Source organism: Pelagibacterium halotolerans, assembly GCF_044811015.1.
Lineage (GTDB): Bacteria > Pseudomonadota > Alphaproteobacteria > Rhizobiales > Devosiaceae > Pelagibacterium > Pelagibacterium halotolerans_A.
The window spans coordinates 2,754,686-2,781,317 of sequence record NZ_CP085243.1; the positions used below are offsets into that span (position 1 = coordinate 2,754,686).

14 protein-coding genes are annotated in these 26,632 nt (G+C 60.5%); 9 read left to right on the forward strand and 5 right to left on the reverse strand.

What is annotated here, in order from left to right; genetic code table 11:
• Positions 1-2 precede the first annotated feature (2 nt).
• From LG281_RS13360 to LG281_RS13395, 8 genes are all read left to right on the forward strand, one after another.
• The gene (locus tag LG281_RS13360; protein WP_404401474.1) at positions 3-2,225 is read left to right on the forward strand and encodes a type I secretion system permease/ATPase; all 2,223 of its coding nucleotides are present in this window, start codon (positions 3-5) and stop codon (positions 2,223-2,225) included.
• Positions 2,225-3,415 carry an HlyD family type I secretion periplasmic adaptor subunit gene (locus LG281_RS13365; protein WP_404401476.1) on the forward strand — a complete coding sequence of 397 codons (1,191 nt, stop codon included), beginning with the start codon at positions 2,225-2,227 and terminating at the stop codon, positions 3,413-3,415. The genes LG281_RS13360 and LG281_RS13365 overlap by 1 nt, the downstream gene beginning before the upstream one ends.
• On the forward strand, positions 3,405-4,673 hold the full coding sequence (locus LG281_RS13370; protein ID WP_404401478.1) for a serine hydrolase domain-containing protein: 1,269 nt from the start codon (positions 3,405-3,407) through the stop codon (positions 4,671-4,673). Before LG281_RS13365 ends, LG281_RS13370 begins: the two co-directional genes overlap by 11 nt.
• 521 nt (positions 4,674-5,194) lie before the next feature.
• Entirely contained in the window at positions 5,195-7,186 is a 1,992-nt protein-coding gene (locus tag LG281_RS13375) for an Ig-like domain-containing protein (RefSeq protein WP_404401480.1), read from the forward strand.
• A gap of 367 nt (positions 7,187-7,553) precedes the next feature.
• Entirely contained in the window at positions 7,554-10,742 is a 3,189-nt protein-coding gene (locus tag LG281_RS13380; protein WP_404401481.1) for an Ig-like domain-containing protein, read from the forward strand.
• Positions 10,743-11,040: 298 nt separating this feature from the next.
• Positions 11,041-14,127, forward strand: a complete 3,087-nt coding sequence (locus tag LG281_RS13385; RefSeq protein ID WP_404401483.1) for an Ig-like domain-containing protein — start codon at positions 11,041-11,043, stop codon at positions 14,125-14,127.
• 1,246 nt (positions 14,128-15,373) lie between these two features.
• Positions 15,374-16,228, forward strand: coding sequence for a calcium-binding protein (locus tag LG281_RS13390; RefSeq protein ID WP_404401485.1), 855 nt, complete (start codon positions 15,374-15,376; stop codon positions 16,226-16,228).
• A gap of 64 nt (positions 16,229-16,292) precedes the next feature.
• Positions 16,293-17,147, forward strand: a complete 855-nt coding sequence (locus LG281_RS13395; protein ID WP_404401487.1) for a calcium-binding protein — start codon at positions 16,293-16,295, stop codon at positions 17,145-17,147.
• 48 nt (positions 17,148-17,195) lie between these two features.
• Here LG281_RS13395 and LG281_RS13400 read toward each other — a convergent pair whose 3' ends face one another.
• The 5 genes from LG281_RS13400 to LG281_RS13420 form a co-directional block, all read right to left on the reverse strand.
• On the reverse strand, positions 17,196-18,038 hold the full coding sequence (locus tag LG281_RS13400) for a LysR family transcriptional regulator (protein WP_404401489.1): 843 nt from the start codon (positions 18,036-18,038) through the stop codon (positions 17,196-17,198).
• Positions 18,039-18,174: 136 nt separating this feature from the next.
• On the reverse strand, positions 18,175-19,095 hold the full coding sequence (locus tag LG281_RS13405; protein ID WP_404401491.1) for a PAS domain S-box protein: 921 nt from the start codon (positions 19,093-19,095) through the stop codon (positions 18,175-18,177).
• Positions 19,096-19,196: 101 nt separating this feature from the next.
• Entirely contained in the window at positions 19,197-19,844 is a 648-nt protein-coding gene (locus tag LG281_RS13410) for a hypothetical protein (protein ID WP_404401493.1), read from the reverse strand.
• Between the two features lie 61 nt (positions 19,845-19,905).
• Positions 19,906-22,089, reverse strand: a complete 2,184-nt coding sequence (gene bcsA / locus LG281_RS13415) for a UDP-forming cellulose synthase catalytic subunit (RefSeq protein WP_404401495.1) — start codon at positions 22,087-22,089, stop codon at positions 19,906-19,908.
• Between the two features lie 264 nt (positions 22,090-22,353).
• Positions 22,354-22,704: a PilZ domain-containing protein gene (locus tag LG281_RS13420; RefSeq protein ID WP_404401497.1), complete on the reverse strand. Its 351-nt coding sequence runs from the start codon at positions 22,702-22,704 to the stop codon at positions 22,354-22,356.
• 481 nt (positions 22,705-23,185) lie between these two features.
• Here LG281_RS13420 and LG281_RS13425 point away from each other — a divergent pair, with 481 nt between their 5' ends.
• The gene (locus LG281_RS13425; protein ID WP_404401499.1) at positions 23,186-26,632 is read left to right on the forward strand and encodes an EAL domain-containing protein; all 3,447 of its coding nucleotides are present in this window, start codon (positions 23,186-23,188) and stop codon (positions 26,630-26,632) included.

Consider the following 26,632-nt stretch of genomic DNA (forward strand, 5'->3'; position numbering starts at 1 on the left):
ACATGACCAACGTGCATATGGCGGCTGAGGCAGAGGCTCCGGTTTCGGGCACTGGAACGCGCCCGCCGCAGCATTTCGACCCGATACTTGCCGGACTCCTTGCGATGTGCCGGCTCTACGACCGGTCCGCATCCGCCGCCGAACTGACGGCGGGCCTTCCGCTCAAGGATGGCAAGCTGACACCGGCCCTGTTGCGCCGCGCTGCGGCGCGTGCCGCGCTGGACGTGCGTGTCGCCCAGCGCGCGATCGATGCGATCGATGAAGACCTGCTTCCGGCGCTGGTTATTCAGGACGACGGTTCCACCGTTATACTTGTGCGCCGCGAGGACGATGATTGCATCGTTCTGCTACCGGACCACGAAACGCGCGAGGTCCGAAAGCCGCTCGAGACACTCAAGGCGCGCCATAGCGGTATGGTTGCGTTTGCTGCGCCTCTCGAACGCAAGGACGGACGCGCCGGTGCATTCGCCGCCGAGCCCAAGGGGCACTGGTTCTGGAGCGAGGTGGTCCGGCTCTGGCCAGTCTTTCTGGAAGTCATGTTTGCATCCGCGCTCGCCAATGTCCTGGCGGTGGTTACCTCGCTGTTCGCCATGCAGGTTTACGATCGCGTTGTTCCCAATCTTGCCTTTGCGACGCTGTGGGTGCTGGCGGCGGGTGTTGGGCTCGCCATCATCATAGAGGCGATGGTCCGCATGGTCCGTGCTCACCTCATGGAGGTTGCCGGCAAGCAGCTCGATCTGAAGCTGTCTTCACGCATATTCGAAAGAGCACTCGGAATGCGCTTGCAGGCACGGCCGAAATCCACCGGTGCCTTTGCCAATCAGGTGCGTGAATTCGACGCCGTGCGTGAGTTCTTTACCTCGACGACGATCGGCGCGTTGAGCGACATTCCCTTCGTTTTCGTGTTCATCGGCATTATTGCGATGATCGGTGGACCGGTTGCCTTCGTGTTGATCGGCGCCGTTCCTCTTATTGTTGTTCCCGGCCTGCTCGCGCAATGGCCCATGTCGAGACTCTCGCGCCGAAATCTGCGGGAGGGCGCGGTCCGGAACGGTCTGCTGATGGAAGCCCTTTCGGGGGTCGAGACCGTCAAGGCGAGTGCCGCCGAGGGGCGGTTTCAACGGCTTTGGGAAGAGTATAGCGGGCTTCTCGCGCGTAATGGCATCGGCATGCGGGTGATATCGGGTGCCTTGACCTATTCGGCGGCGGCGGTTCAGCAGGCCTCCTATGTTCTCGTGATGGTGGTGGGTGTCTATCAGATCGCTGCCGGCCAGATGACGGTTGGGGCGCTTCTGGCTTGCGCTATTCTGTCGTCGCGTACGATCGCGCCCCTCACGCAGATGGCGGGGATTTTTGGGCGCTTGCAGCATATGCGCTCCGCGCTTGCGGGCATCGATACACTTATGGCCGCTCCCGTCGACCGGCCCGCGGACCGCGAATTCGTCCACCGTCCAAATCTCGTCGGGCATTATGTATTTGAGAACGTTGCATTCGCCTACGACGCGGATAGCAACCCCGCGCTTCAGGTCCCTTCTCTGACATTACAAGCAGGAACCGGAACCGCGCTTATGGGTGGCAATGGCTCGGGCAAGTCGACACTGCTCAAGCTTATGGCTGGGCTCTATGAGCCATCGCAGGGCCAGTTCTTGCTCGATGGGACCGACATTCGCCAGATCGACCCGGCCGACCTGCGCAAAGCGATAGGGTATCTGCCTCAGGACGTCCGGCTTTTCTTCGGCACGCTGCGCGACAATCTCAGGCTGGGCCTGGAACACTCCACGGATGAGGAACTGCTCGAAGCGCTGGCATTCGTCGGCGCCGACAGGCTCGTTCAGGAACATCCGCTTGGATTGGACCGTATGATCGGGGAAGGCGGCGCGGGCGTGTCTGGCGGACAACGGCAATCCATCGGAATGGCACGCATCTGGTTGCGCGATCCTCGCATCGTGATTCTGGACGAGCCAACTGCGGCAATGGACCGTGCGCTCGAGATCGAATTCATAAGCAAGCTCAAGCAGTGGGCGGCCGGACGTACGCTTATCGTTGCGACGCACCGCCAACCTGTGCTCGCCCTGGCGAGCCGGGCGATGGTTCTGAATAGCGGTCGGATAATGGTGGATGGCCCGGTTGAGAGCGTAATGGCGGTGTTGTCGGGCAAGGCCCGTCCGCAGGTTGCGTCGCCCAACACGCCGCCCGTGGCGTCAGCGTCGGAGGGGAACAAGTGATGTCGGACAATGCTGCAACTGTCGCCGATCATGTCGGCGCATTCGAAACGCGCAAGCGGGGCGTGTCTCGCCCTTTGCTGTGGGTGACCGGGTTTGCTCTGGTCGTCTTCGTCGCATGGGCCGCGAACGCACCGCTTGGCGAGACCACGCGCGGGATCGGCAAGGTTGTGCCGCTCAGCCGGAGCCAGGTGATCCAGAGTCTCGAGGGCGGCATCCTCGAATCGCTGCTCGTGCAGGAAGGCGAAGAAGTGGCCGTAGGCCAGACGCTCGCGGTCATCGACGCTACAAGGTTCAGGGCGGCGGTCGAGGATCTGCAAGGCCAGGTTATCGCGCACAAGGCGACGCTTAGCCGGCTCAATGCCGAGCTTGCCGGAGCCGATCAGGTGGAGTTCGACGCCGAGGTTTTGCAGGATGCCGAGGTCGTTCGGACGCAAACCGCATTGTTCGAGTCACGGCGGCAAGGTTTTATCGAGGAGGTCGCTTCGCTCGAAGAGCGTATTGCCTTGGCGCAGCAGGAGCTTGACCTTGTGCTCCCGCTGGTGGAACGCGGAGCGGCGAGTGCCGTACAGAGAATTCAGTTGGAACGGACCATCGCCGATCTTAGAGGGCGGCTCGTGGAGGTTCGAAACACCTATTTCGAAGATATCAATACCGAGATCGTCAGACAAAGCGCCGAGCTGGACAGTCTCACTCAGCAGCTTGCCGAAAAGGCGGATGCTTTAAGCCGCACGGCGCTCAAATCCCCTGTCCGGGGGATCGTCAAGAATCTCAAAGTGACTACACGGGGCGGCGTGGTGAGCCCGGGCGAAACCATTATGGAAATCGTGCCTCTCGATGATCAGCTCTATGTCGAGGCCGAAATCCGTCCTCAGGACGTCGCCTTTCTGCATACCGGTCAACCCGCGACGGTGAAGATCACCGCTTATGACTATACGATTTACGGCATGCTCGCCGGTGAACTCGTCTTTATCAGTGCCGATACCATTCGCGATGAGACCCGTAGAGATGCCGAACCCTACTATCGTGTGCGTGTCCTGACCGACAAGGCCGCCCTGCAGGGGCCGGATGGCGCGCTGCCGATCAAGCCGGGCATGGTGGCCGAGGTCGACATTCAGACCGGCAGCAAGACGGTGCTCGAGTACCTTCTCAAGCCGATCCTGCGTGGCCAGGAGGCGTTTCATGAACGCTAACCGCCGGCGTTTTCTCAAGCAGGGGGCAGCCGTTTCCGCATTCTTTGCTGCGGGGTGCTTGCCGGCTGCAGCCAACTCTCACGACGAACGCGCGGTCTTCGAGATGGGATGCGATGTGGTGCGCGGGGTTATGAACGAGCATGTGATGTCAGGATACGTTCCGGGCCTGACCTGGGCTGTCGATTGGGAGGACCACACGCGCGTCGAAGCGGCCGGCGCCATGGCGTTTGGCGGTGCACCGATGCATCCCGATTCCATTTTCCGGATCGCTTCAGTCAGTAAGCCGATTACAGCCGCAGCAGCCATGGTTCTTGTCGACGATGGCAAGATCGATCTGGACGATCCGGTCGACCGATACCTGCCCGAACTTGCGAACCGCCGTGTGCTGCGCAGCGTTGACGGGCCGCTTGATGACACAGTGCCGGCGCGCCGCGCCATCACCTTGCGCGACCTGCTTACATTCCGTTTCGGTCTGGGGGCCTTGGCCTCTTTGCCTGAGAGCGCGCCAATCCGAATGGCGATGGCCGAACGCGATCTCGAGCCCGGTGAAGAGATATTCCCCGGCACGTCGGACGAATATATGCGACGCATGAGTGACTTGCCGCTCGCTTATCAGCCGGGCGAGGTGTGGCTCTATCATACCGGGTCGGAAGTTGCAGGGGTGCTTGTCGAGCGGGTCGCCGGCAAGCCATTGGGCGCATTCATGAACGAGCGCATTTTCTCTCCGCTCGGCATGAAGGGCACAGGTTTCTATGTCACCCCGGCGAATATCGGAAGGCTTGTGACAGCCTATATGCCTGACGCGAGCATTCTCAAGCCGACCGTCTTCGATGCACCGATTGCTGGGCGTTTCTCGAAGCCGCCGCTTTTTGAGTCTGGCGGCGGCGGGTTGGTGTCGACGGCCGGTGACTGTCTTGCCTTTTATAGCCTTCTAGCAAATGAAGGTGGTTTGGGCGGTGTGCGTGTTCTCTCTCGACAGGCAGTTGCGGCGATGACATCCAATCAGCTTACGCCGGAACAGATGCGCGCTGTGGAGGCGCGTTCGCTCCTGGGAGGTGACGGCTGGGGGCTCGGCGTGTCGGTTCAGGAAGACGGCAGTTTTGGCTGGATCGGCAGTTACGGGACGGTTGCCTTTTGCGATCCGGCCCAAAGGCTCACTGCCATTCTCATGACACAGCGCCTGATGGATCTGGAAAGCTCCGATCTTCCGCCAACGATGCGCGATTTCTACGCGGCGAGCACGGCCTTCACGATGTGATGTGCAAACCCACTGTAATATAAAACATCATTCGACAATCCCTCCCGGCGACTTCATGGGTGGAGTTGCTGGTCTGCCGGTGTCGGATGTCTCCCTCCATGCTGCGGTTTACAGCATTGTTCTGCCTGTTGTGGATCAGGCTGCAGCACAGTGGTCTGATCTGCACGTTCACCACGATCATAGCCAGCCCGGTCATCGTGATGGCCGGGTTTTGACTTACATACCCGGATGAAATTACCCTTTTTTGCCTTTAGGCAGCAAAATTGTGCGCTAAAACGACGCATTTGGGGTATGTTATTCGCATATAAGAAAGAAATGTAGGAAAGAGCGGGCAATCGTTGGTGGGCAGGCGTTTCTGTCACCGACGGATTTATACCGGTCTGACGCGTTTCCAGGAACAGTGGACGTCCTTTTGTCTGGCCCCATGAGACCGCACAAACACAACGCGACATGACGGACCTATGTGCCCCCGTTTCGATGGTTCGGAGCGGGATAGGCTTTTTAGAAATGGAGATAGAGTGATGAAAGTACGTATCGTTGACAGTGCTGCGGTTCAGGCGGGTACCGATGGTCTGGCGTTCAGCGGCACGGCGCAAGCCGGTCAGGAGATCGTCGTGAGCTATTTCGATGGTAGCGCTGTGCAGTATTACGGCATCGTCACCGCCGACGCGGACGGGAGCTGGACGCTTCCGGTGTCGTCGGAGTTGGTAAGCCAGAATGCCCAGCTCACTTTCGAATCCGCGGGCGGTGAGGCGGTGACGGTCGATGTGGCTGCCAGTATCGCGGCGCAGGAGATTGTCGATGCGCCTGTTTCCGAGGAGATGGCTTCAGTGGTTTCGGGTCAAATCGCTGAAGTTGCGGTCGCGGTTCCTGCCGACGGCGAGGCGGCGGGATCGGTCGAGACCGGTGCGGCCGACGCCTCCGCGAGCGAACCTGCCGTGACCACCGAGCTCGTTACGACGACCAAGCTTGTTTCGGCGGTTGCCGATAACAACCGCGGCGATAATGGAAAGGCCGCTGCCCCCGCGTTTTCGGTGCATGTGGACGGCGATGCCAATGGCGACAATGCGCTCAACGCCAGCGAGCTCGATGCTGCCGGGCAGTCGCTGTCGTTCACCGGAACGGGGGAGCCGGGTGAGACGGTTTATGTCAGTTACTTCAAAGATGGTTCTGTTCAGAGTCTTGGTCATGCCACCGTCGATGCGGATGGAAACTGGACCTTTGAATATGACAAGTCCGGTCTTGAGGACCAGAACATCCAGTTCGTCTTCGAGCAGGGCGATAGGACGATCGATGTCGATGTCGTAATTGACACCGTCGCACCGGTGATCTCGGATACGTCCTTGTCCACGGATACCGGTGTGAGCAACACTGACCGGCTGACCAACGATGCGACCCCGACCTTCGCGGGTCACCTCGACGAGCAGGCGACAGTCGAAGTGCTTATCGACGGCAAGGTTGTCGGATCGGGGCTCTCGGACGCCAGTGGCGCCTGGGCGGTCGATACGTCGACGCTCGCCGATGGCGAGCATACGGTCCAGTTTGTCGCAACGGACATCTATGGCAACAAGGGCGCGATCCATGACGCCGCGTCGGTGACCATCGACACCGTCAATAACGACACGATTAGTCTGGATTCGGTTAATCGGGCGCTCGTTGCGCGTACGACAGGCAGGGTTTCGGGCGGCGAGACGGTGCAAGTGCGCCTTGTTGTCGACGGTCGGACCGATGAGGCGGTGACTGTCGACGTGAATGAGGACGGTACGTGGTCCGGGAATGTGAATACGCATGTTCGGCAGGGGCACACGCTCGAAGTGACTGGGGTCGACGCTGCGGGCAACGCCACCGAAGTGGCCACCCGCACCTTCGACAACAGCGATCCGCTCGCGATCGACATGAACGGGAACGGTCGCATCGACACCATTTCCATGGATGAAGGAACGCGGTTCGATCTCGACAATGACGGTTTCCTCAACCAGGTCAGCTGGCTGGCGAAGGGCGACGGGCTTCTCGTGCTTGACAAGAACGACAACGGTGCCATCGACAATGGCAGCGAGCTGTTCGGCCCGACCGGGCGCCATGCCGATGGGTCGCTGGTCAACGATGGGTATGCAGAGCTCTCGGCCTACGACCTCAACGGCGATAAGGTGATCGATCAGAACGATTCGATCTTCGACGACCTGCAGGTCTGGGTCGACGGCAACATGAACGCCGTGACCGACGCAGGCGAGTTGGTGGGTGTCGCGGATCTGGGCATCGTGTCGATCTCCCTCGACCGGGCCGGTCTCGATTACACCGACGCGGCTGGTGTCTACCACAAGGACGCGTCCCGCATTCAGTTCGAAGATGGGCGCACACGGGTCATGGAAGATGTTCTGTTCGAAGACATCGATGACGCGATAGGCAGCGACAATGCTTCGGCCGGTGCCGGCGAGACGATGTATGACGTCTATGTCGCGGACAATAGCACAGTTCTGCCTGCCGAAGATCCGGCTATGGCCATCGTAGTCTGATCCGAAGATATCGCCACAATCATAGAGAGCCCGGCCATCGCGGTGGCCGGGCTTTGTTCTGCCTCTGTGGACGAAATTGCCAATTTTTGGCCTTAATAAGCAAAATTGTGCGCAGGATAGATAAATATTGAGAATCTTATTCGCATATAAGCATGAAAAATAGGAAGAGGGGGCAATCGCTGGCGTGTGGGTGATTCTGCCGTCGGCGGATTTATATCGGTCCGACGCGTTTCCAGAAGCGTTTCGACCAGCGGACATCCGGTTGGTCCGGACCTGCGGGCGCGAAACGCGATGAGGACAGACCTTCGGCCCTCCCGCTGCGATGGAATTCGGATCGGGATATGCGTTTGGAAATGGAGATAGAGTAGTGAGTATACGGAATGGTGAAGCGGCCCCTGATCGGGAGCGCAATGTTGATCTCGGTCTCTCCCATGGGGCGGCACTGACTGCCGGTGATGCCGCACAGGGCCGCGAGCGCGGCTCGGCATTCTCTGTGCGCGTCGATCGTGACGCCAATGGCGATCATGCGCTCAACAGCAGCGAAATCGGCACGGACCGGTCGCTGGCGTTCGGCGGCACGGCGGAGGCCGGTCAGGATATCGTGGTGAGCTACACCAATGGCGGGCCTGTCCAGTATTACGGCGTTGTCACGGCGGACGCGGACGGCAGGTGGACATTGCCGTTCGGGTCGGAGATGGCGGACCAGAACGTCCACTTCACCTTCGCGCCCGCGGGCGAAGCGGAGGTGAACGTCGATGTCGCCGTCGATGCCCAGGCGCCGGAGTTTGCCCGTGGGGTTTTTTCGACCAGGGATATGTTTTACATCCGCGATCCCGAAATCGGCGTCGTCGGAATGGCCTCGCAGCATTCCGGTTATGTCGAAGGCGCGGAGCGGGTCGAGCTTCTGATAGACGGCAAGGTGTTTGGGTCCTCCGCGGTCGACCCGGATGGCTACTGGATCATCAATCTGCACGACTGGGTTGCGCCTGAAGGCGACGGTGGCCCGTCCGGCGCCCCGCTCGATCCACTCCCACCCGCCGAGTGGGCTCCGCATACGGTCCAGTACAGGGCGATAGACGCCCATGGCAATTCGACGATCTATAGCGACGAGACAGTGTCGACTAAGATCGATCTTGTCGATAGCGACACCGACAACGCCCGTGGCGCGGTCCCTCAGGCGGTCGTCAAAGCCGCTCACGGTGGTAACGACGCCGACAACGCCCCCGATGCCGGCAAGGCTGAGGCCTCGGCGTTCTCGGTGCGTGTGGATGGCGATGCCAATGGCGATCATGCGCTCAACAGCAGCGAGATCCATGTGAGCCGGTCGCTGGCGTTCAGCGGCACGGCGGAGGCCGGTCAGGACATCGCCGTGAGCTACGCCCGTGACGGATCCGTCCAGTATTACGGCGCTGTCACGGCGGATGGGGATGGAAACTGGACGCTGCCGTTCGCGGCCGGGATGGCGGATCAGAACATCCGGGTCACCTTCGAGCCCGAGGGCGAAGCGCCGGTGAGCGTCGATGTCGTCATCGATACCACGGCGCCGGAGATCGCCGATGCGACCTATGCCGAGGGTGCATTTTCCGGCCATGTCGACGAAACGGCGACAGTCGACCTCGTGATTGACGGATCCACATTCGGGACTCTCTCAACCGAGCCTGATGGTAGCTGGACGAGCGGTGTGATAGCGGATTTCGCGGCCAGCGATCACGTGGTTCAATACGTTGTGACGGACGCCCATGGCAACCAGAGGACCTATGACGGCCCGGCGGTGACGACCGCAGACGGCTATGGTGGCAATCATGGCAACGGCGGAAAGCAAGCGCTCTCGGCGTTCTCGGTGCATGTGGATGGCGATGCCAATGGCGACAATGCGCTCAATGCCAGCGAGATCGATGCCGACAAGTCGCTGTCGTTCTCCGGAACGGCGGATGCCGGCGAGACGGTATATGTCAGTTACTTCAAGGGCGGCGCTGTTCAGGGTCTCGGTTCCGCCATCGCCGATGCAGACGGAAACTGGACGTTTGCGTACAACAAGACCGGGCTTGAGGATCAGAAGATCCGGTTCGTCTTCGAGCATAACAATACGCCATTCGACCTCGATGTCGTCATCGATACAACCGCACCGGTGATCTCGGACACCTCCTTTTCCACGGACACCGGTGTGAGCGATACCGACCGGCTGACCAACGACTTCACCCCAACCTTTTCGGGTCATATCGACGAGCAGGCGACGGTCAAGGCGCTGATCGGCGGTAAGGCGGCCGGGTTGGGACAGTCCACCGATGGCACCTGGACGGTCGGTCCGGTGGCGGCGCTGGGCGATGGCGAGTATGCGGTCCAGTATGTGGCGACGGATGTCTATGGCAATACGAGCCAAGTCTATGACGCCAAGCCGTTGACCATAGATACCTTCAATGGCGATACGGTCGCCATCTCCTCGGTCAACCGGTCGCGCGTTGCGCATGCGACGGGCAAGGTCGATGGCGAGGAGACGATGCAGGTGCGGCTTGTCGTCGATGGCCGGACCGCCGAGGCGGTGACGGTCGATGTGACGAACGGCACGTGGTCCGGGGATATCGATACGCACACGTTGCGTGCGGGCCATAAGCTCGAGGCGACCGGGGTCGACGATGCGGGCAACTCCACCGAGGTTGCCACACGTATCTTCTCCAACGCGCCTCCTCCTCCTCCGCCGGCTCCGGTGTCCGATCCGTGGCCAACTCCCGGCGCCAATGGGGACACGTTCGTGCATGATGGGCAGATATATACGTGGTGGTATGACTTGGGTGCCCAGAAAACGGTACCTTGGAAAGGCGTATGGACTTCGGTGCCTTATGACCCGTCGCCATGGGTACATCCCGTTGCCCCTCCCCCTGGCAGCTCCCCCCTCTCGCTCGACCTGAACGAGAACGGGCGCATCGACACGGCGTCTATCAAGAAAGGCATCCTGTTCGATCTCGACAACGATGGAACCCTCAACCAGATCAGCTGGCTGTCCGGCGGCGATGGGCTTCTCGTGCTCGACAAGAATGGCAACGGGTCCATCGACAACGGCTCCGAACTGTTCGGGCCGACGGAACGCTATTCGGACGGCTCCCGGATCAACGAGGGCTATATCGAGCTCTCGGCCTACGACCTCAACGGCGACAAGGTGATCGATCAGAACGACTCGATCTTCGAGGATCTCCAGGTCTGGGTCGACGGCAACATGAACGCCGTGACCGATGAGGGCGAACTTCTCGACATCGCGGATCTGGGCGTCGTGTCGATTTCCATCGACCCGACCGACCTCGACTACACCGACGCTGAAGGCGTCTACCACAAGAACACCTCCACGGTTCAGCTCGAGGACGGAAAGACCATGGTGATGGAAGACGTCTTCTTCGAAGACAAAGAGAGCGATTCGGCGCTTGCCGGCGACGATACCGTTCAGATTTCAGGCATGGATTATGCCGGGTCCGAAATCGTCGGCGATGTCACCTACGACTTCTACGTTGCGGACAACGCCAATGGTCCGCGCATGGAAGACGAGATCGGCGCTATCGTGGCCTGATCCCTGCATCCTGCCAGCCCGGCCATAATCGCGGCCGGGCTGGGCAGCATGTTGCCGGGTGCCCGGTGATGACCTGCGGCGTGTGCAGCGATGTTTTCGCATCGGAAAATAATCCCCGTACATTATTCGCCTATAAGTATTCTCCAGTATAGAAGTTTGTTTCTGCGGGGAGTTTTGGGTTCAGAGGGAATAAGTATTTCCATGTAGAGAGCATTTCACGGCGCTGTAACCAGAAAAACAGACTATCGCGACGGTCGAGCCCTTGGCTCTCGTCGGATTTACCTTAGAGGAAAGACCAATGTTTCATGTAGCCAAAGTCACCATGGAGAATGGCGAGGTCAAGGTGCCGCAGGCGCTGGCGGGAACCCGTGCCGCAGTCGATGCCGCCGACACGGCGCTGATCCAGCTCGACGTGGCGGTGAGCGACGTCGCGGGCTATGTCCGGCGCGGCGACGATCTGGTGATCCAGCTCAAGAGCGGCGAGGTGATCGTTCTTGCGGACTATTTCGACGACGGTAACCGGGATGTTCCGGTGCTCGACCTGCTCACGAGCAATGGCGAGTATGTGCCGATCGAATTCGGGACCTCGGCGGCCGCGGACGGCGTGCTGACGCCGGCCGTCGGCGTGGCCGGGGTCGGAGCGGCGGGGGCTGCCGGTGCGGCGGGCGCGTTCGGCGGCCTGGGCGCGGCCGGGCTGGCCGGTCTCGGCGCGCTGGCACTCGGCGGCGTCGTGGCGGTGGCTGGCGGCAGCGGCGGCGGTAATGGCAATGGCAATGGCGGCGGGGGCAGCGATAGCTATGTGTCCCAGCCCGAGATCACGCTTTATGGCCCGGAGGGCATGTCGGGAACCGGCAAGCCGGGCGACACGATCACGATCCACAATGAAACGACGGGCCAGGATATGGGCTCGGTAACCATCCCCGACGACGGCAACTGGTCGATCACCTTCGACCCGAGACCCGGCCCGAACGATCATCTCACCGTGACCGAGACCAGCCCTGAGGGCGGGACGTCCGAGCCGGTCGACCTGACGCCCGGCACGGCGCGTCCCGAAGCGCCCGATATCGACCAGTACGGCCCCGACAAGATTTCCGGCACGGGCAAGCCCGGCCATACCGTCAAGGTGACCGACGAAACGACCGGCAAGGTGATCGGCGAGACGACGGTCAAACCCGACGGCACATGGTCGATCACGCCCGATCCCAAGCCGTCCAATGGCGATCAGGTGGTCGCGGTCCAGAGCGATCCGAACGGTTACGATTCCCCGGGCACCGAGGTGACCATCGGCGCGAACCGGCCGCCGGCGCCGGAGATCGACCAGTACGGTCCGGACAGCTTCTCGGGCACCGGTACGCCGGGCGATACGGTGACCCTGGTCGATGAGTCGACCGGCCAGCAGCTCGGCCAGGTCGAGGTCGGCCCGGACGGCAAATGGTCGATCGAGCCCAACCCCAAGCCGGGCAATGGCGATCAGGTCACCGCTGTCGAGACCGACAAGAACGGCAACGATTCTCAGGGCTCGGACGTCACCATCGGTGCCAACCGCCCCGATGCACCGACCATCGACCAGTACGGCCCGGACGCCATCACCGGCACCGGCACGCCGGGCAATTCGGTGACAGTGACCGATGAGACCACCGGTCAGGTGATCGGCAAGGGGACTGTCGGCGAGGATGGCACGTGGTCGATCACGCCCGATCCCAAGCCGTCCAATGGCGATCAGGTCACCGCGGTCCAGAGCGATGCGAACGGCAACGATTCCCTGGGCGCGGACGTCACCATCGGCACCAACCGCCCCGATGCGCCGGACGCGCACCAGGAGGGGACGACGCTCATGGGCACCGGCACGCCGGGCGACAGCATCACCATCGTCGACAAGGACACCGGCCAGGTCGTGGGCAAGACGACGGTGGGCGACGACGGCAAGTGGAGCACGACGCTCTCCCCCGCACCGGCCAACAATGCCGGCCTCTCGGTCACCCAGACCGACAAGAACGGCAACGATTCCCAGCCCGATACGGTAACCTGGGACGCCGTCGCGCCCGCCAGCGCCACGATTGCGGCGTCCGACGGGGCGGCGATCACCGGGCTTGCCGAACCCGGCACGACGGTCACGATCGAATGGGCCGGCGGGAAGGAGACCGTGCAGGTCACCGGCGATACCTTCAACTACACCTTCCCCTCCAAGCTGCCCGATGGCACTGCGGTGACGGTGACGCTCAAGGATGCGGCGGGCAATGTCTCCGAGCCGGTCACGGTGGTGACCGATACCGACGGCAGCGGCTCGGGCATCGGTGCTGCCGCCATGCCGGCGGCGCCCTCGATCAGCGCCAGCAATGGCACCGTGGTTTCGGGCTCGGCCCCCATCGGCACGACGGTGATGCTCGACCTCGATGGCGACGGCACTTCGGATGCGAGCGTCGCCACCAAGGCAGACGGCACCTGGAGCTACACGCCATCGACGCCTTTGGCCGACGGCACGGCAGTGACGGCGTGGACGCAGGACAGCGACGCCACGCCGCAGGTCTCATCGAAACAGACCATGACGGTGGATGCGCACGTTCCCGATACGCCGGTGTTCTTCCTCTCGCACGGGATCTCCGCCATCGGCACGGGCACGCCGGGCTCGGAGATCAGCGTCGACTCGACCGGCGACGGCGTCGCGGACTTCACCACGACCGTGGGTGCCGACGGCACCTGGGAGGTGAAGAATATAATCCCGCGCCCCCAGGATAAGGAAGGCGATCCGGTGCACGTCTGGGCGACCGACCCCGAGACCGGCGCGATGTCGGGCCGGGTCGAGCAGGTCGTGGATGCGACGGCGCCGGGCAATCCGGACATCACCGCGGCGGGGGCCAGCATGGTCACGGGCACGGTGGACGAGGCCTTCGCCACGATGCTGCTCGACCAGAACGGCGACGGCGTGATCGACGTGACCACGACCGCGGACAGCGCGGGCAACTGGAGCTTCACCGGCCTCTCGCTCGCCAACGGCACCGAGATCGCCGTGCGCTCAATGGACGGGTCGGAGAACAAGTCGCTGGAGGTGAAGGCGACGGTGGATACGACAGTGCCAACGGTAACGATCGAGAATTCCGAGTTGAACGATGACTTCACGATCAATCTTGGTGACAGCGTCGACGTTAGAAGCAGCGAGAAAGGCACCGTCTATCTCGTCAACGATCAGGTGACGGTGAACTCGCTGAACGATATCACCAGCGCCAAGGATAGTTGGCAGAACGCGGTCCAGATCACCGACGAGACACAATCATTCGTGCTCGATACGGACGGTCTCGAGGGCGGCAACGCGACCTATCACGCCTATGCCGTAGATCTGGACGATAATCTCTCGCCCATCTCGGAGATGGCCCTCACCATCGTCTGAGGCTGGGTCTCTCTGCCCCGGGGCTTCTCCTCCCGGCCTCGGACGCAGCGCATGCGGGGGCCGCGGCGCATGCCGCGTTCCCTCCCCTCATCCCGGCCTTCGTCTTGCGGCGACCGAGGGCTCAAGGGTGGCCGCGCAAGCGGCCGGATGAGGGCGGCACACGCTCCCCTCGCATGCGACACCCCTCCCTCCCGGCAACGCTCCTTTGCCGGGAGGGGCAAGGGGTTGGCGGTGGTGGCATGGGACGGTTTTCGACGTGATGGAAATCCGTATTTCTCCGGCTCTTGGCGCTGTCGGTTCTGGCAGTGCACGCCCCCTCACTCAGGCATTATCGCTCTTGCACCACGCTCTACCCTCCCTCCGGCACTCCTCTACCGGTTCTCGTGCTGCGCCATCCCATACCCCACCGTCATCCTCGCGCTTGACGCGAGGACCCGCAACGCCACCGCAGCCCCGGCAGAAGTCGGACGCGCCACGCCCAACCGCGCGCGCCTCAACCCCTGCGCGGAGCGCTTCGAGCTTGCGGGTCCTCGCGTCAAGCGCGAGGATGACGGCATGTGGGGGAGCGCCGGTGCGCAAACCTCTGGTGGCAGTGCCAAGCGTAAACGCAGGAAGCGGGCGCGCCGCAGGGCAATCTCACTTCAAGCGATTGCCCTGTGACGGCGTGGGGGATGGCGCAGCGCAAGAGCCGATAGCGAAAACTTATCCCCGCCCCCGAAACCTCGCCTATGATCCCTCCCACGGATCCGCTTTGATGGGCGCAAGCGCAACGAACGTTTGGGCGGAACCGGTCCGGGTCCGATGGAGGTCGCTCCAGCGGAGGCCCAAAGGGTGCTCACTCGCGCCAGGCGCCACGTCCCCCGATGCGTCGGGCAAGGTCCAGCGCGTCACACCCTCGAAAGAGGGAGGGGATCGTCCCCGGCGGGGTACCCATAAGCCAAAAACCCCGGATGCATGCGGCGAGGCGAGCCTCGCTTTTACGACCAAACGGAATGAGGCCCGTCTCGCCGCATGCCGTCCACTTCCCAAAGCCCGAGGCCCATGGCCGTCGGAGGATTTCGCATGCGCGCTAGCCCGCATTTCGTTGGCGGGCCCCTTCGCTCACGCTCCAGGCGTTCGTCCTTCAAATCATGCCACCGGCATGATTTGCCCTTCGGGACAGTCCTCACCCCTTCATAAAATCGGATACTGAACCGCTCCGATCCCCCCCTGTCTTCAAAACCACACCGCCAGGAAAGGTAAAGCCATGTATTCATACAGCAGGACCAAAGACATCTATCAGGACGTCAACGGCTACACTGCGTATTCCGGAGATGTTTACATTTCCCCGGACGTCTCGCAGGCGGGTCGTGCGCTTTCGACGCAGCAAGGCGGCGCTCCCAATTACGGGTACGTCTCCGGCGCACCCGAAACCGTCTATGGGACGCCCGGCAACGACAGCCTCACTGGGGGTGCTGGCGACGATGTCATCATCGGGTATGCCGGGGACGATCTGCTCGATGGTATCGCCGGGAACGACACCCTTTATGGCGGCGGGGGGAGCGACCACCTCATCGGAGGCGAAGGCCGCGATATCCTTTATGGCGGAGCCGAGAGCGACATTCTGGAAGGCGGAGACGGCGACGACCGTCTTTATGGGGGCGAGGACAGGTTGGACGAAATGCCCGGCAACGATCGCCTGCTCGGCGGGGCCGGGAACGACTCTCTTTACGGCGAGGGCGGAAACGATGTCCTCTTGGGTGGGACGGGCAACGACATCCTCGAGGGCCATAGCGGCGACGACCTTCTGGAAGGCGGTGAAGGCAACGACTTCGTGAGGGGGGACGACGGAAACGATGTCCTCGTTGGCGGCGCGGGCTTCGACGTCCTTTCCGGCGGCAGGGGGAGCGACATCTACCAACTCCCGACGGGCAGCGACGATCAGGCGGTGATCCTGGATTTCACAATCGGTGAGGACAGGCTACGCGGGAACAAGTCCGATGTTTCGATAATGGGCGGGGACGGCGACCTGTTCATATACTCCGGAGACGGCGGCGTCGCGATGCTGAGTGGCATTACGGCGGAGCAGTATTACACGAACGAAGCGCTATTCTGGGGGTGAGGCGCGGGGGTTCCGTCGCGTCTGGATCAACAACAAGTCTGAAACTTCATGGGACGAAGTGATCATGTATGAATATGATAGAAATAGAAACGTCTATCAGGATTTCGGCAGTTATATCGCCTATGACGAGGGGATTTACATCCATCCCGAAATTTCACAGAGAAGCGGTTTTTCTCAATCCTCGCAGTTTCCCTCTCCGGTTTATAACGCCCTGTCCGGCTACACCCATCCCGCCGTCGGAACCGTAAACGACGACGTTCTTTATGGCGATCATCAGGCCAATGTCATATTCGGGTATGCCGGAAACGATGTGATCTACGGGTTTCACGGAAACGACACCTTGCACGGCGATATCGGTGACGACCGAGTCTTCGGCGGCGCGGACAATGACACGCTTTACGGCGGCGTCGGGGATGACACGTTGCGGGGTGGGGCCGGCAACGACCGGCTGTATGCAGGTGACGGCAATCTCTACGCGTTTGGCGGGAACGATTACCTGTTCGGCGACGACGGGCACGATTACATTTGCGGCGATGCCGGCAACGACACACTCTCGGGCGGGGCGGGCGACGACGTGCTCGAGGGTATGGGCGGCAACGACAGTCTTTATGCCGGTGAGGGCAACGATACGCTCAGCGGCGGGAATGGCGACGATGTTCTGGTGGCCCATGCCGGTTTCGACGTGCTCACCGGCGGCGCGGGCCGGGATGTTTTCTATCCATCCCAATATTCCGGGAGCAAGACGCTCATCACCGACTTCACCATCGGCGAGGATATCATCCGCGGGGACATTGCGGAGAATACCGTGGTGGATAGTCTCGAGGGGTTGGTGTTTTACACATCCACTGGCGGGTACGCGGTGCTGCGCGGCATCACAGAGGATCAGTATTACGCCAATCCGGGACTTTTCTGGGGGTGAGGGGATCGGCAGGCGCGATCCAATACGAACGGGATCGCGCCTTCGACCTTACACGTTGGAGCCGCGAATACGCTTGTGATCCGGCATCGTCAGGTCGTCGTGCGCGCCCAGTATGCCCATAAGCCCTTCAAGGGAGGATTCGGAAATCACCTTGGTGTTGCATCTGACGCTGTAGGTCAGATTGAAATGCCGATCCCCCTCCATGGGGACGGGGTGCAAATCCTCGGGCAGCAGAGGTACGGCGGAAACCGGAACCAGCGTCGCCCCCACGCCTTTTTGCGCCAGCACGATCCGGCTCGAATAGTCGTCCGCATGGACGGCCACATGCAGCCGCATCCCCCGGTCGGCCAGCATAGCGCGTATGACCTCGCCATGGGACGACAACGGGGAGGAAATCACGGCGGGAAAGACCGGCAAACTGGCGTCCCACTTTCGCGTGGCAACCCAGACATGGGGTACCTCGAAAGTCGTATCGGCATGGTCGCGAGACGCAGATACGGGGAAAATAATGCCGTCCAGGCCGCCGGCGTTGAACAAGCTGTGTAAGGAAGCTGAATCGATGACATAAATCGAAAACTTCTGGATCAGATCGCCAAGCCGGTCGGCGGAGCTGACGAAATGCAGGCCAAGGCTCGCACAGATGCCCAGGCGGGCCTTGGTCTCAGCGCTATCGGACACCCGGCGGCTGAGCATCTCGCGCGCCTCCGAAATCGCGCGCACGAAATCCACGACCGCACCCTCGCGAACCACCATCTGATTGCCCTTGCGTGCGATGATGGAAACGCCAAGGAGCCGTTCGAAACGTGCAATATGCTGGGAAACGGCCGGCTGCGTCATACCCAGACGTTTGGCGGCTTCGCCGATGCTGCGCGTATTGATCGCTTCCTGCACGCATCTAAGCGTGCCTAACGACATCCGATCGAAATTGGGATGCACGATTCTCCCATCCATAACTGCCTACGAATGAGCTGATAACGACACCAATTGCGCTTATATGCAATTAAGGGGAAACACGCTTGGGACTCAATCAGATGCTTGCTGAAATCCCGGTCGTGGTATCGGCGTGCAGCCATTCGAACACGAACAGCGTCCCGCGCATTCGACTGCCCTCCGCCCGCCAGGGGCGTGCCCGGAGCGTAACCCATTTGCCGGTGTCGTCTGGTGTCATGAACAGCTCGTTCTCGAGGTCGACCGCTTCGCCCTCGAGGCAGCTCTTGTGCGCGGCACGCCAGGATTCGGGTATTGGGGTGATAATCGAATCCAGGTGCCGCCCAAGCACGTCGTCGGCGGAAAGACCGGTCTCTGCCAGCCAAAGGCGGCTCCCTGCCTGAACGCGGAATTCGCTATCGAGCACGATGAAGCACAGCGGAATTTCGTTGGCCATGGCGCGCAGCGCTTCATTTTCGTGCGCGAGCTTTTTGATGAGACGGTCGCAATGACCCGTCATGACACTCAGGCAGAAATAGCCCAGTGCTATGGTCAACCCGAACGCGGCCAGGGGCAGGGCGATATCCGCGCCGGGTGGTTCGGACGGCAGAATGCCCAGGGATGCGCCCAGGACAAGCCCAGCGGCGGTCAGCATTGCCGCCGCGAGTGTCAGCAGAGGGATAGCCGGACCCGGCGCGAATCCCGCGAATAACGGTGCAGCCGCAAGAAGCAGAAGAAAGGAATAGCTGCCCGCATCGCTCACGATAGCAAGACCGGTTATCGTTCCGATCCAAATCAATATGCAAAGAACACCGGGCCAGAGCAGATTTTCCGTCGCCTTCGCCCACTGCCCCGCCGCGGCGAGGCCCACCACACCCAGAACGACCAATGCTTTGGCCGAAGGCAGGTCCTCGACGAAAACGAAAATGACGAAGCTTACGGCGACAAGAAGCATAACGCAGATGCGGATGAATACAACGAACGCATTCGTGCGCCATCGTGAAAGCGAGTTGAATTGCAAGGGTCAGCTCTCTGGCGGCGATTGTGTAAATCCAGGGACGATCGGATGCCCGACGCGCGCCGTCTGCGCTATCATTGTCCCGGCCGAAACCGATCGGGGCATCATGTGACCAGGCTTCGTGGCGATTCGAGCGGGCGGTGCACAATGAGCACGCGCCCATCCTCGAACCGTTGCGCACGTTCTTCGACAGGGATCGTCCGGCCATCGGCATGGCGCATGAACACGAGGCGTGCCGGGGCAAACGGCCCGCCTTCGGCCAAAGCCTCGTAGCCAGCGCGCGCGGCGGCCACGTCGCTCCCGGCCAGTCTGGAGATCAGTACGTCGATATCGCAGTCGCGGCCTTGCTCAAGCCCGAGCAGCTTCCACCAAGCCGAGGAGTAGCAGGCCCGGAAGTCCGCCGGCGACCAGCGAATCGTGGGTATGTCCGCCAGCGCGATCAGCGCCCGGTCCTCGGCGCCTTTGCGCGCGAGCATACGGTACTCCCTGTAGCGCCGTAGAGCTGCGTCCGCGGCGGGCCAGCCCATTACCAATGCCAGCGTCAATCCGGCGCCAACGCTGAATAAAATATAGACAGGCGCTTGCCAGAGCACGGTGAACATCGATGTGTCCGCAAGACGCGCCTCTTGCGCCGCGGCAATGTTCACGCGGTCGGCAATGACATTGGCCAATGCGAGACTGCTGGTGGCCACGGCACTCAAGAGGATCACGGTGAGCATGCCCCACGGCCATGAGAACCGTATTTTCTTCATCGGTGTTCTCCCGGTGCCGGCTCCTGAAACGTCGTCGAAGTATTGGTGGGAACTCATCCGGTCAGATTGCGACCTCCCCACGTATAAAGGCACGATAGTGATCGAATGCCCGCCGTAGACCGCCTATGAGCAGTGCCGTGAGCCGCCCCTTGGGCGCTGGCGTCGCTCCTCCGGCACGGTGATCCCGCCAGGCCACCCAGCGCGCGCTGTCGCCATAAATGAAATCGACGATATCGCGCCGTTCTTCCGTGCTTACTTGCGCGAAGGAGAAGCCGACAATGGTCCGCTCCTCTATTTGCCGGCGAGAGGATACGTACATCGTGAGTTCTCGCACGCCTCCTCCGCGTAACGGCAGGAGCGCATATGCCTCATGACCGAGCGCCAGCCCCTTTGCCTCAGGGGCTTCGATGGGGGCCGCAAATCCAGTGACGGAAATGTCAAAAATCGGGACGGCAGGGAATGCCCCGGTTGCGGTGGCGATACGCACCTTTGCTTCGATAGGTATGCGTGGAAAGTCCCGCCGCTGCACCCTCTCGAACATCACACCGATCGCGCACAGGAGCAGGACCAGATGCAAGCTGTTCCAGAACAGTAAAACGACCATCCCGTTAAAGCGGGCCGGATCAACGCCAATATGGAGGATGCCGACGATCTCGGCGATCAGCACAAGGTAGAACAGCAGATAGATCGGTCGTGCCAAAGGTGTGACGAAATCGGCGTCAGCCCGTTCGTTTTTGGGCGTGGTGACGAAGGATGGCCCGCATGGGTTGCGGAAGACTTCGATGATTGCCCTCGCGCAATGGACGCATTGGACCACTTCGTAGAGCTCCGAGGTGAAAGGGGGTCGCGCGCGTCCGTAAAGGGCCATGGAGATGGCTATGCTCCCCCAAACATGAGGCGTGCCATACGCAAGCAACGCCAACGCACCCGCGTCGATCACTTTGATGCCGGTCAGAAGGGAGAAGACCGGACACAGGATGAAGGCGAGCCGGGAAAAGGGGAAAAACCAGAAGGCGCAAGCGTTGAAGTAGCCCAGCCTCTGTCCGGGTGAGAGTCCCTTCAACAACAGCGGATTTTTAAGAAGGAGAATCTGGATCATTCCTTGCGCCCAGCGCATCCGCTGAACGATGAAGCCCGCAAAACTCTCGGCGGCAAGTCCGGCGACCATGGGACGCGGTATGTAGGCTGAATTGTAACCCTTGGCGTGGAGCTCCAGGGAGGTTTCGGCATCCTCAGTAACAGTGAGCCCGAATATGCCCCCTGCCTCTAAAAGATACTTGCGGCGCAAGAGGGCTGCAGAGCCGCAAAAGAACGAGGCGTTGAAGGCGTGAAGCCCGTTCTGTATGGCATAGTAGAATATCTCGTTCTCTCCGGGCATGGCGCCGAAGGTGTCCAGATTGCGCTCGATGGGATCGGGATTGATGAAAAAATGCGGCGTTTGGACGAGGAAGAGCTTATCGTCGCGTTTGAACCACGGCACGGTACGCTTGAGGATGTCGCGCGTCGGGACGTGGTCGGCGTCCAGAATGAGCACCAGTTCGCCCTCGGTACGGGCAAGAGCGGCGTTGAGATTGCCTGCCTTCGCGCGCTCATTTTCCTCCCGCGTGAAATAGGTTACCCCTGTTCGCTTGCACAGGGCCGTGAGCGCCATGAAGCGTGCGCGTGCCCTGGCGGCGATCACTGGATCGCTGTGTCGCCGTCGGGCTGCGGTTCCGCCGTCGTCGAGAAGATAGACCTTGAGCTTGTCGGCGGGGTAATCGATACTAAGCGCCGCCAGAAGCGTGACCTCAAGGAGTGCTTCATCCTCGGTGTAGGTGGGCACTAAAACGTCGACCTTGGGGAATTTGTTGGTATCAAGAACCGGGGGAGGCGCCTTTCTCGGTGGCGTTTCGACGATGATGAATACGGACATCAGGGCGATGAGGTAGGCATAGACTTCAGCCGCCAGCAGAATCAGCGCTATCGGCATTCCAACCGGATCGGACCAGGGCAACGTTTCCGTCGTCCGCCAGATGAGATAACGCGACGAAGAAAAAACGCCCACAACGACCACCGCGACCTTCAGCACCTGCCCCAGGGGCTGCTGGCCAAGGATAAGCCAGAAGGCAAGGCAACTCAGGCCAGCCAGCCAACATTGAGCGGCAAATTCTGCCGGTAGCGCTGCAAGAGTAACGGTGGCAATGAGCACAGAAAGTGCGATAAAGGGGCGTAAAATACTTGTATCGAAGGTTAAAAGTCGGGGCACGGATGGTTCCTTGACAAAATAACCTACGCGTTCGATTTCGTTCCTGTCTGGGCTTATGAACAAATCGGACAATTGTTATAGAAGTCGGTGGAGGGTATGCCCTCCACCGACCCTATTCCGACCCATTTCCAATGGAACCCAGGGAGGCAGGGGGGTGTGCTCCCCAAGTGAGGCCGGATATCTTATGCGGTTGAACACCGATAACTAGAAACGCTTGTTCTCAGAGCGCCTTATTCCCATGTGCCTGGCAGCTATTGGTCCACCTCAACAACCCATTAGACTTGCCAATCTCGTCAGACCGAAACGATGAGCGAGCGCCCCCAGGTCGACAGATGAAACAAAGCTGACAGCAAGCCCCGTTTTATGATGGCGGGTAACAACGGCGGGCATGTGCTCCACCTGGACTGACGTGCCAACACGAAACCGAGCCGTTGTCGCAAGTGAGGCGCCCGAAAGCGACAGATCGACGATCGTGCATTCAAACGTCCCGCCGCCGCCAGTCAGGAGCATGTGGCCCATGGATCTCCCGCCAGGCTGAAGGGCGGCTTGCTTGATCCGCCTTTCTTCAAAGGGCGCATCATGACCCCGCATATGAACTGCCCCAATATCCGCCATGGCCGCCTCAAGCCTTTCCGCGCTCATAATGCGAGACAAAGAACAAAAGCCCCTCCTGTATTGCGAATGGTGCAGCACCATCCATGAAGACCTGTGTTTCTTCCCGTTGGACCTTCACTACCTTTCCTGCAGCCCCCCTCACGCTGCTGCCGGTCCGGCTCTATCCGCAAGGGAAGGTTGATGCCGATGCCTGGAACTTTTCACGCGTGTCGATCAAGTTCTCGACCTCTGTACAAATCACTCTTCTTACGCTCACGCGAAATAAACAGAGTGAATGCCTTATATGCAAATAAGACAATGATATTTGAGAGGCGGAACCCAATGTCAGAGAAGGATGTATCTGCAAGTTATTTGCTAATAAGCATTTTTAAAATGAGTTTTAGGCGGATTTTCCCAGCCCCGGAACGGGCACACGAAAGCTCGCAAAATGCTATCGCAACTATCCATGCAGACAATGCAGCTGTGGCGACGCATGGCGTCGATGAACAGTCACTTTGCAGAGCATCAAGGCGATCTGCGCCTTTCGTTGATCCTCAACTCCCTATTGGCGGTGATCGTTGCCGTTATGCTGGGCGCTTACGTGCCCCCAATATGGGCGCCGGTAGTGCTCGCGCTCAACTTCATGCGCATCGCGGCGGATACGACATTGTCCTCGCGCATCGGCCTGACGGACCTCCTGCGCATACACGCGGGCTTCGCATTCGTCAGCGGTTTGGCATGGTCCTATCCCGCGCTTCACATTCCGCTTGAAGGCAGTATTCCGGGTCTGTTTTTGGCATTCATGGTTGCCTGCGTTGCCGCAACCGAGGCGGTACGGACCTCGATATACGCGCCGGGCGTGCTTGCTTTTGCTCTTGCAATCCAGGTCCATTTCACAATGCATTTGGCGTGGCGCGCCGACGATTTCTCCAAGATGGCAGTGATCGTGGCGATCGGATCGTCGATATTGCTTTTTTATGCCGCGATCCGGGGAGAGCGCCAATTTCGCAAAGCGCTCTCGAACAGTGAGGAGACCCTGGCCAGCGCGCGCATCGCCAGGATCTTCGATGAGGCTTTGCGCAACTCGCCATTGTCTATGTATGTGCTCGACCGCAATCTCGTCGTGCGTACCATCAACCCCGCTTTCACGCGGGTGTTTGGTTATTCCGCCGAAGAAGCTATCGGTAGGACGGCAAGCGACTTTTTGCCCCACCCCGATTTCAAGGCTCAAGCCGACCGCAGCCTCCGGTGCATGTTCGAGCAGCGCACGGCCCAGTCGAACCGGGCCGAACTCGTCGGCGTGCGAAAGGACGGAACACACTTTCATTATCGCGCATTCAGGACCTTCATCCCCGACGCCAACGACGCGGCGCAAGACGTTATCGTGGTGCAGGTCGAAGACATAGAGGAACTCTGGCGCAAGGATCAGGAATTGCGGTGGCTGGTCGCGCGTTATGAGGTGGCTTCAGCAGCGGCAGGCGTCGGTGATTTCGTGTGGGAACCACAGAGTGGCGACGACGATTGGAGTCCGGCGCTCTACACGATCCTCGGGTATGAGAAAACCACTGTAGAACCCTCGGAAACGGCTTTTCTGGCCCGGGTTCACGCCGATGACCTGCCTATGGTCGAGGCGACCCGGGATATGTTGCGCGAACAGCCCAGGCTGTCAGAACCCCATTGGAGCACCTACCGGCTGGCTTTGCCCGGGGGGCAAATCAGGCATGTGCGCCAGGTTCTGGATAATTTTTCGGTCGCAGAGGGAGGGGCGATCGCCGTTATTGGCGCGGTAACCGATATCACGCTGGAAATCGAGACCGCCGACCGGCTCAAGGCCGAGCAGGAACACGCCGCGCGCGCACTGGCGCGGGCTGAATTGGTCATCGAGGCGGCCAAAATCGGCGTTTTCGAATACGATCCGCGAACAGACAAGATGTGGCGCGATGATCGGATGCACGAAATCTATGGAGTCGATCCCGCATCGTTCCCCAACGATGTCGAGGCGTGGTCCGCCCTCATACACCCTGACGATCTGGCACATGTCATGGAGGTTCTGGACGCATTCAGGGAGGTTACCAACAACACGAAGTTCGTATCCGTTCGCCATCGGCTCGTGCGTCCCTCAGGCGAGGTCCGCTATGTCTATATGAATATCAAGGGTCTCTTCGACGACAAAAGCGGCGATTACTATATTTGCGGCTCGGTTTGGGACGAAACCGAGCAAATCCAGCACGCCGAAGCGCTCCGTGCCGCCAAGGAAATGGCGCAGATCACAATCGAATCAGCCAATGACGGTATTTTACGTACTGATGCGCACGGGATTGTAACCCTGTGCAATGCGCAAGCCGAAAGTCTGCTGGGTGTCACAGCCGAGGACATTACCGGCAAATCCCTCTCGACCATCATCGAGCCTTTGGGCAAGGAAGCGGTCGAGAATATCCTCAACCCAATGCGGCAGGTTCTTGCCGTAGGCAAGACCTATCGGGCTGAAAAGGCGTTCCGGCTTTGCAGCGGCAGCGGCAGGTTCGTTTATATTGCGCCGTCCATAGCGCCCCTGCACAGACAGGCGGACAAGACTGCCGGCGCAGTGGCCGTCTTGCACGATCAGACGCGCATTGCCCTCATGACCGAGGAGCTCAATCGGCGCGCCAATACCGATCATCTGACCGGATTGCTGAACCGGCGCGCCTTTGAGGAAGCCCTGGATGCGCAGCTACACGAGCACAACGGGCAGTCCGGCTATCTGCTGTGCATCGATCTCGATCATTTCAAGACTATCAATGATTTGTGCGGGCATGCCGCCGGTGACCGGCTTTTGCGAGAGGTGAGCCAGTTATTTTGCGCCGGTACGCGCGAGGTCGATAAGGTTGCGCGTCTGGGGGGCGATGAGTTTGCCATTCTGCTCGATTGCGACGCGGAGAGCGTCGCCGTACGAATGGCCGAAAGCATCGTATCGGCGGTAGGTTCATACCGGCTCCGCCATGATGGTCAATCGTATCGGGTGGGGGTGAGCGTGGGCGTGTGCGCGCTTGCGTCCGGCATGACGATTTCCCAAGCGCTCGCGGCGGCAGATGCGGCATGCTATTCGGCCAAGTATATGGGACGTGGCCGCTATGAAATCTATCGGCACGACAACAGCACCATCGAAAATATCAAGATGGGACATAACTGGTTCCAGCGCCTCGAAAATGCGCTTGAGAACAATCATTTCAGTATCTTCTTGCAAAAGATCGTCGATGGCGACCGCAAGGCGGTCGGCTTCGAAGCTCTGCTGCGTCTTGCCGATGAAGGGCAGTTCCTTTCCCCGCATGCGTTCATGCCTCAGGCCCGTGCACATGGACTTCTGCCCAAGATCGACAAATGGGTCGCCGAAAACACGATCGCGACGATAGCTGGTGAAATGGAGAAGGGCTGCCCGTTCGAAGACTGTTATATCTCGGTGAATCTCAACGCATCCTCGCTGGCCGATCCGAAATTCAACTCCTGGCTCATACGCAAGATCGAGGAAAACGTTCAGATATGTCCGCATCTTTGGATCGAAGTCACCGAAACCGACGAGTATACCGCCGGTATCGCAGAGCTGGATGCGCTCAATCGGCTGCGCCGGCTGGGCGTCAGGCTGTATCTCGACGATTTCGGGACCGGGTATAACTCCTTTGGTGTGCTCAAACACATCACCGTGGACGGGATCAAGATCGACCGCACCGTTACGCGTGGGGTCGATGGCGATCCGGTCGATCAGGCCCTGGTGTCCGCGTCGTTGTTCATCGCCAAGACGCATCGACTTGAACTGGTCGCCGAGGGCGTGGAGGACGAACAAACCTTCGCCCGCCTGAAGGCGCTCGGGGTGAGCAAGTTCCAGGGTTTCCTGTTTCACGAGCCAGCGCCCGCCTGGAAGGCGATCGCAACAATGCGGGCAAGCTTCCCTGCAGCGCGTGGCAAGGTCGGTTAG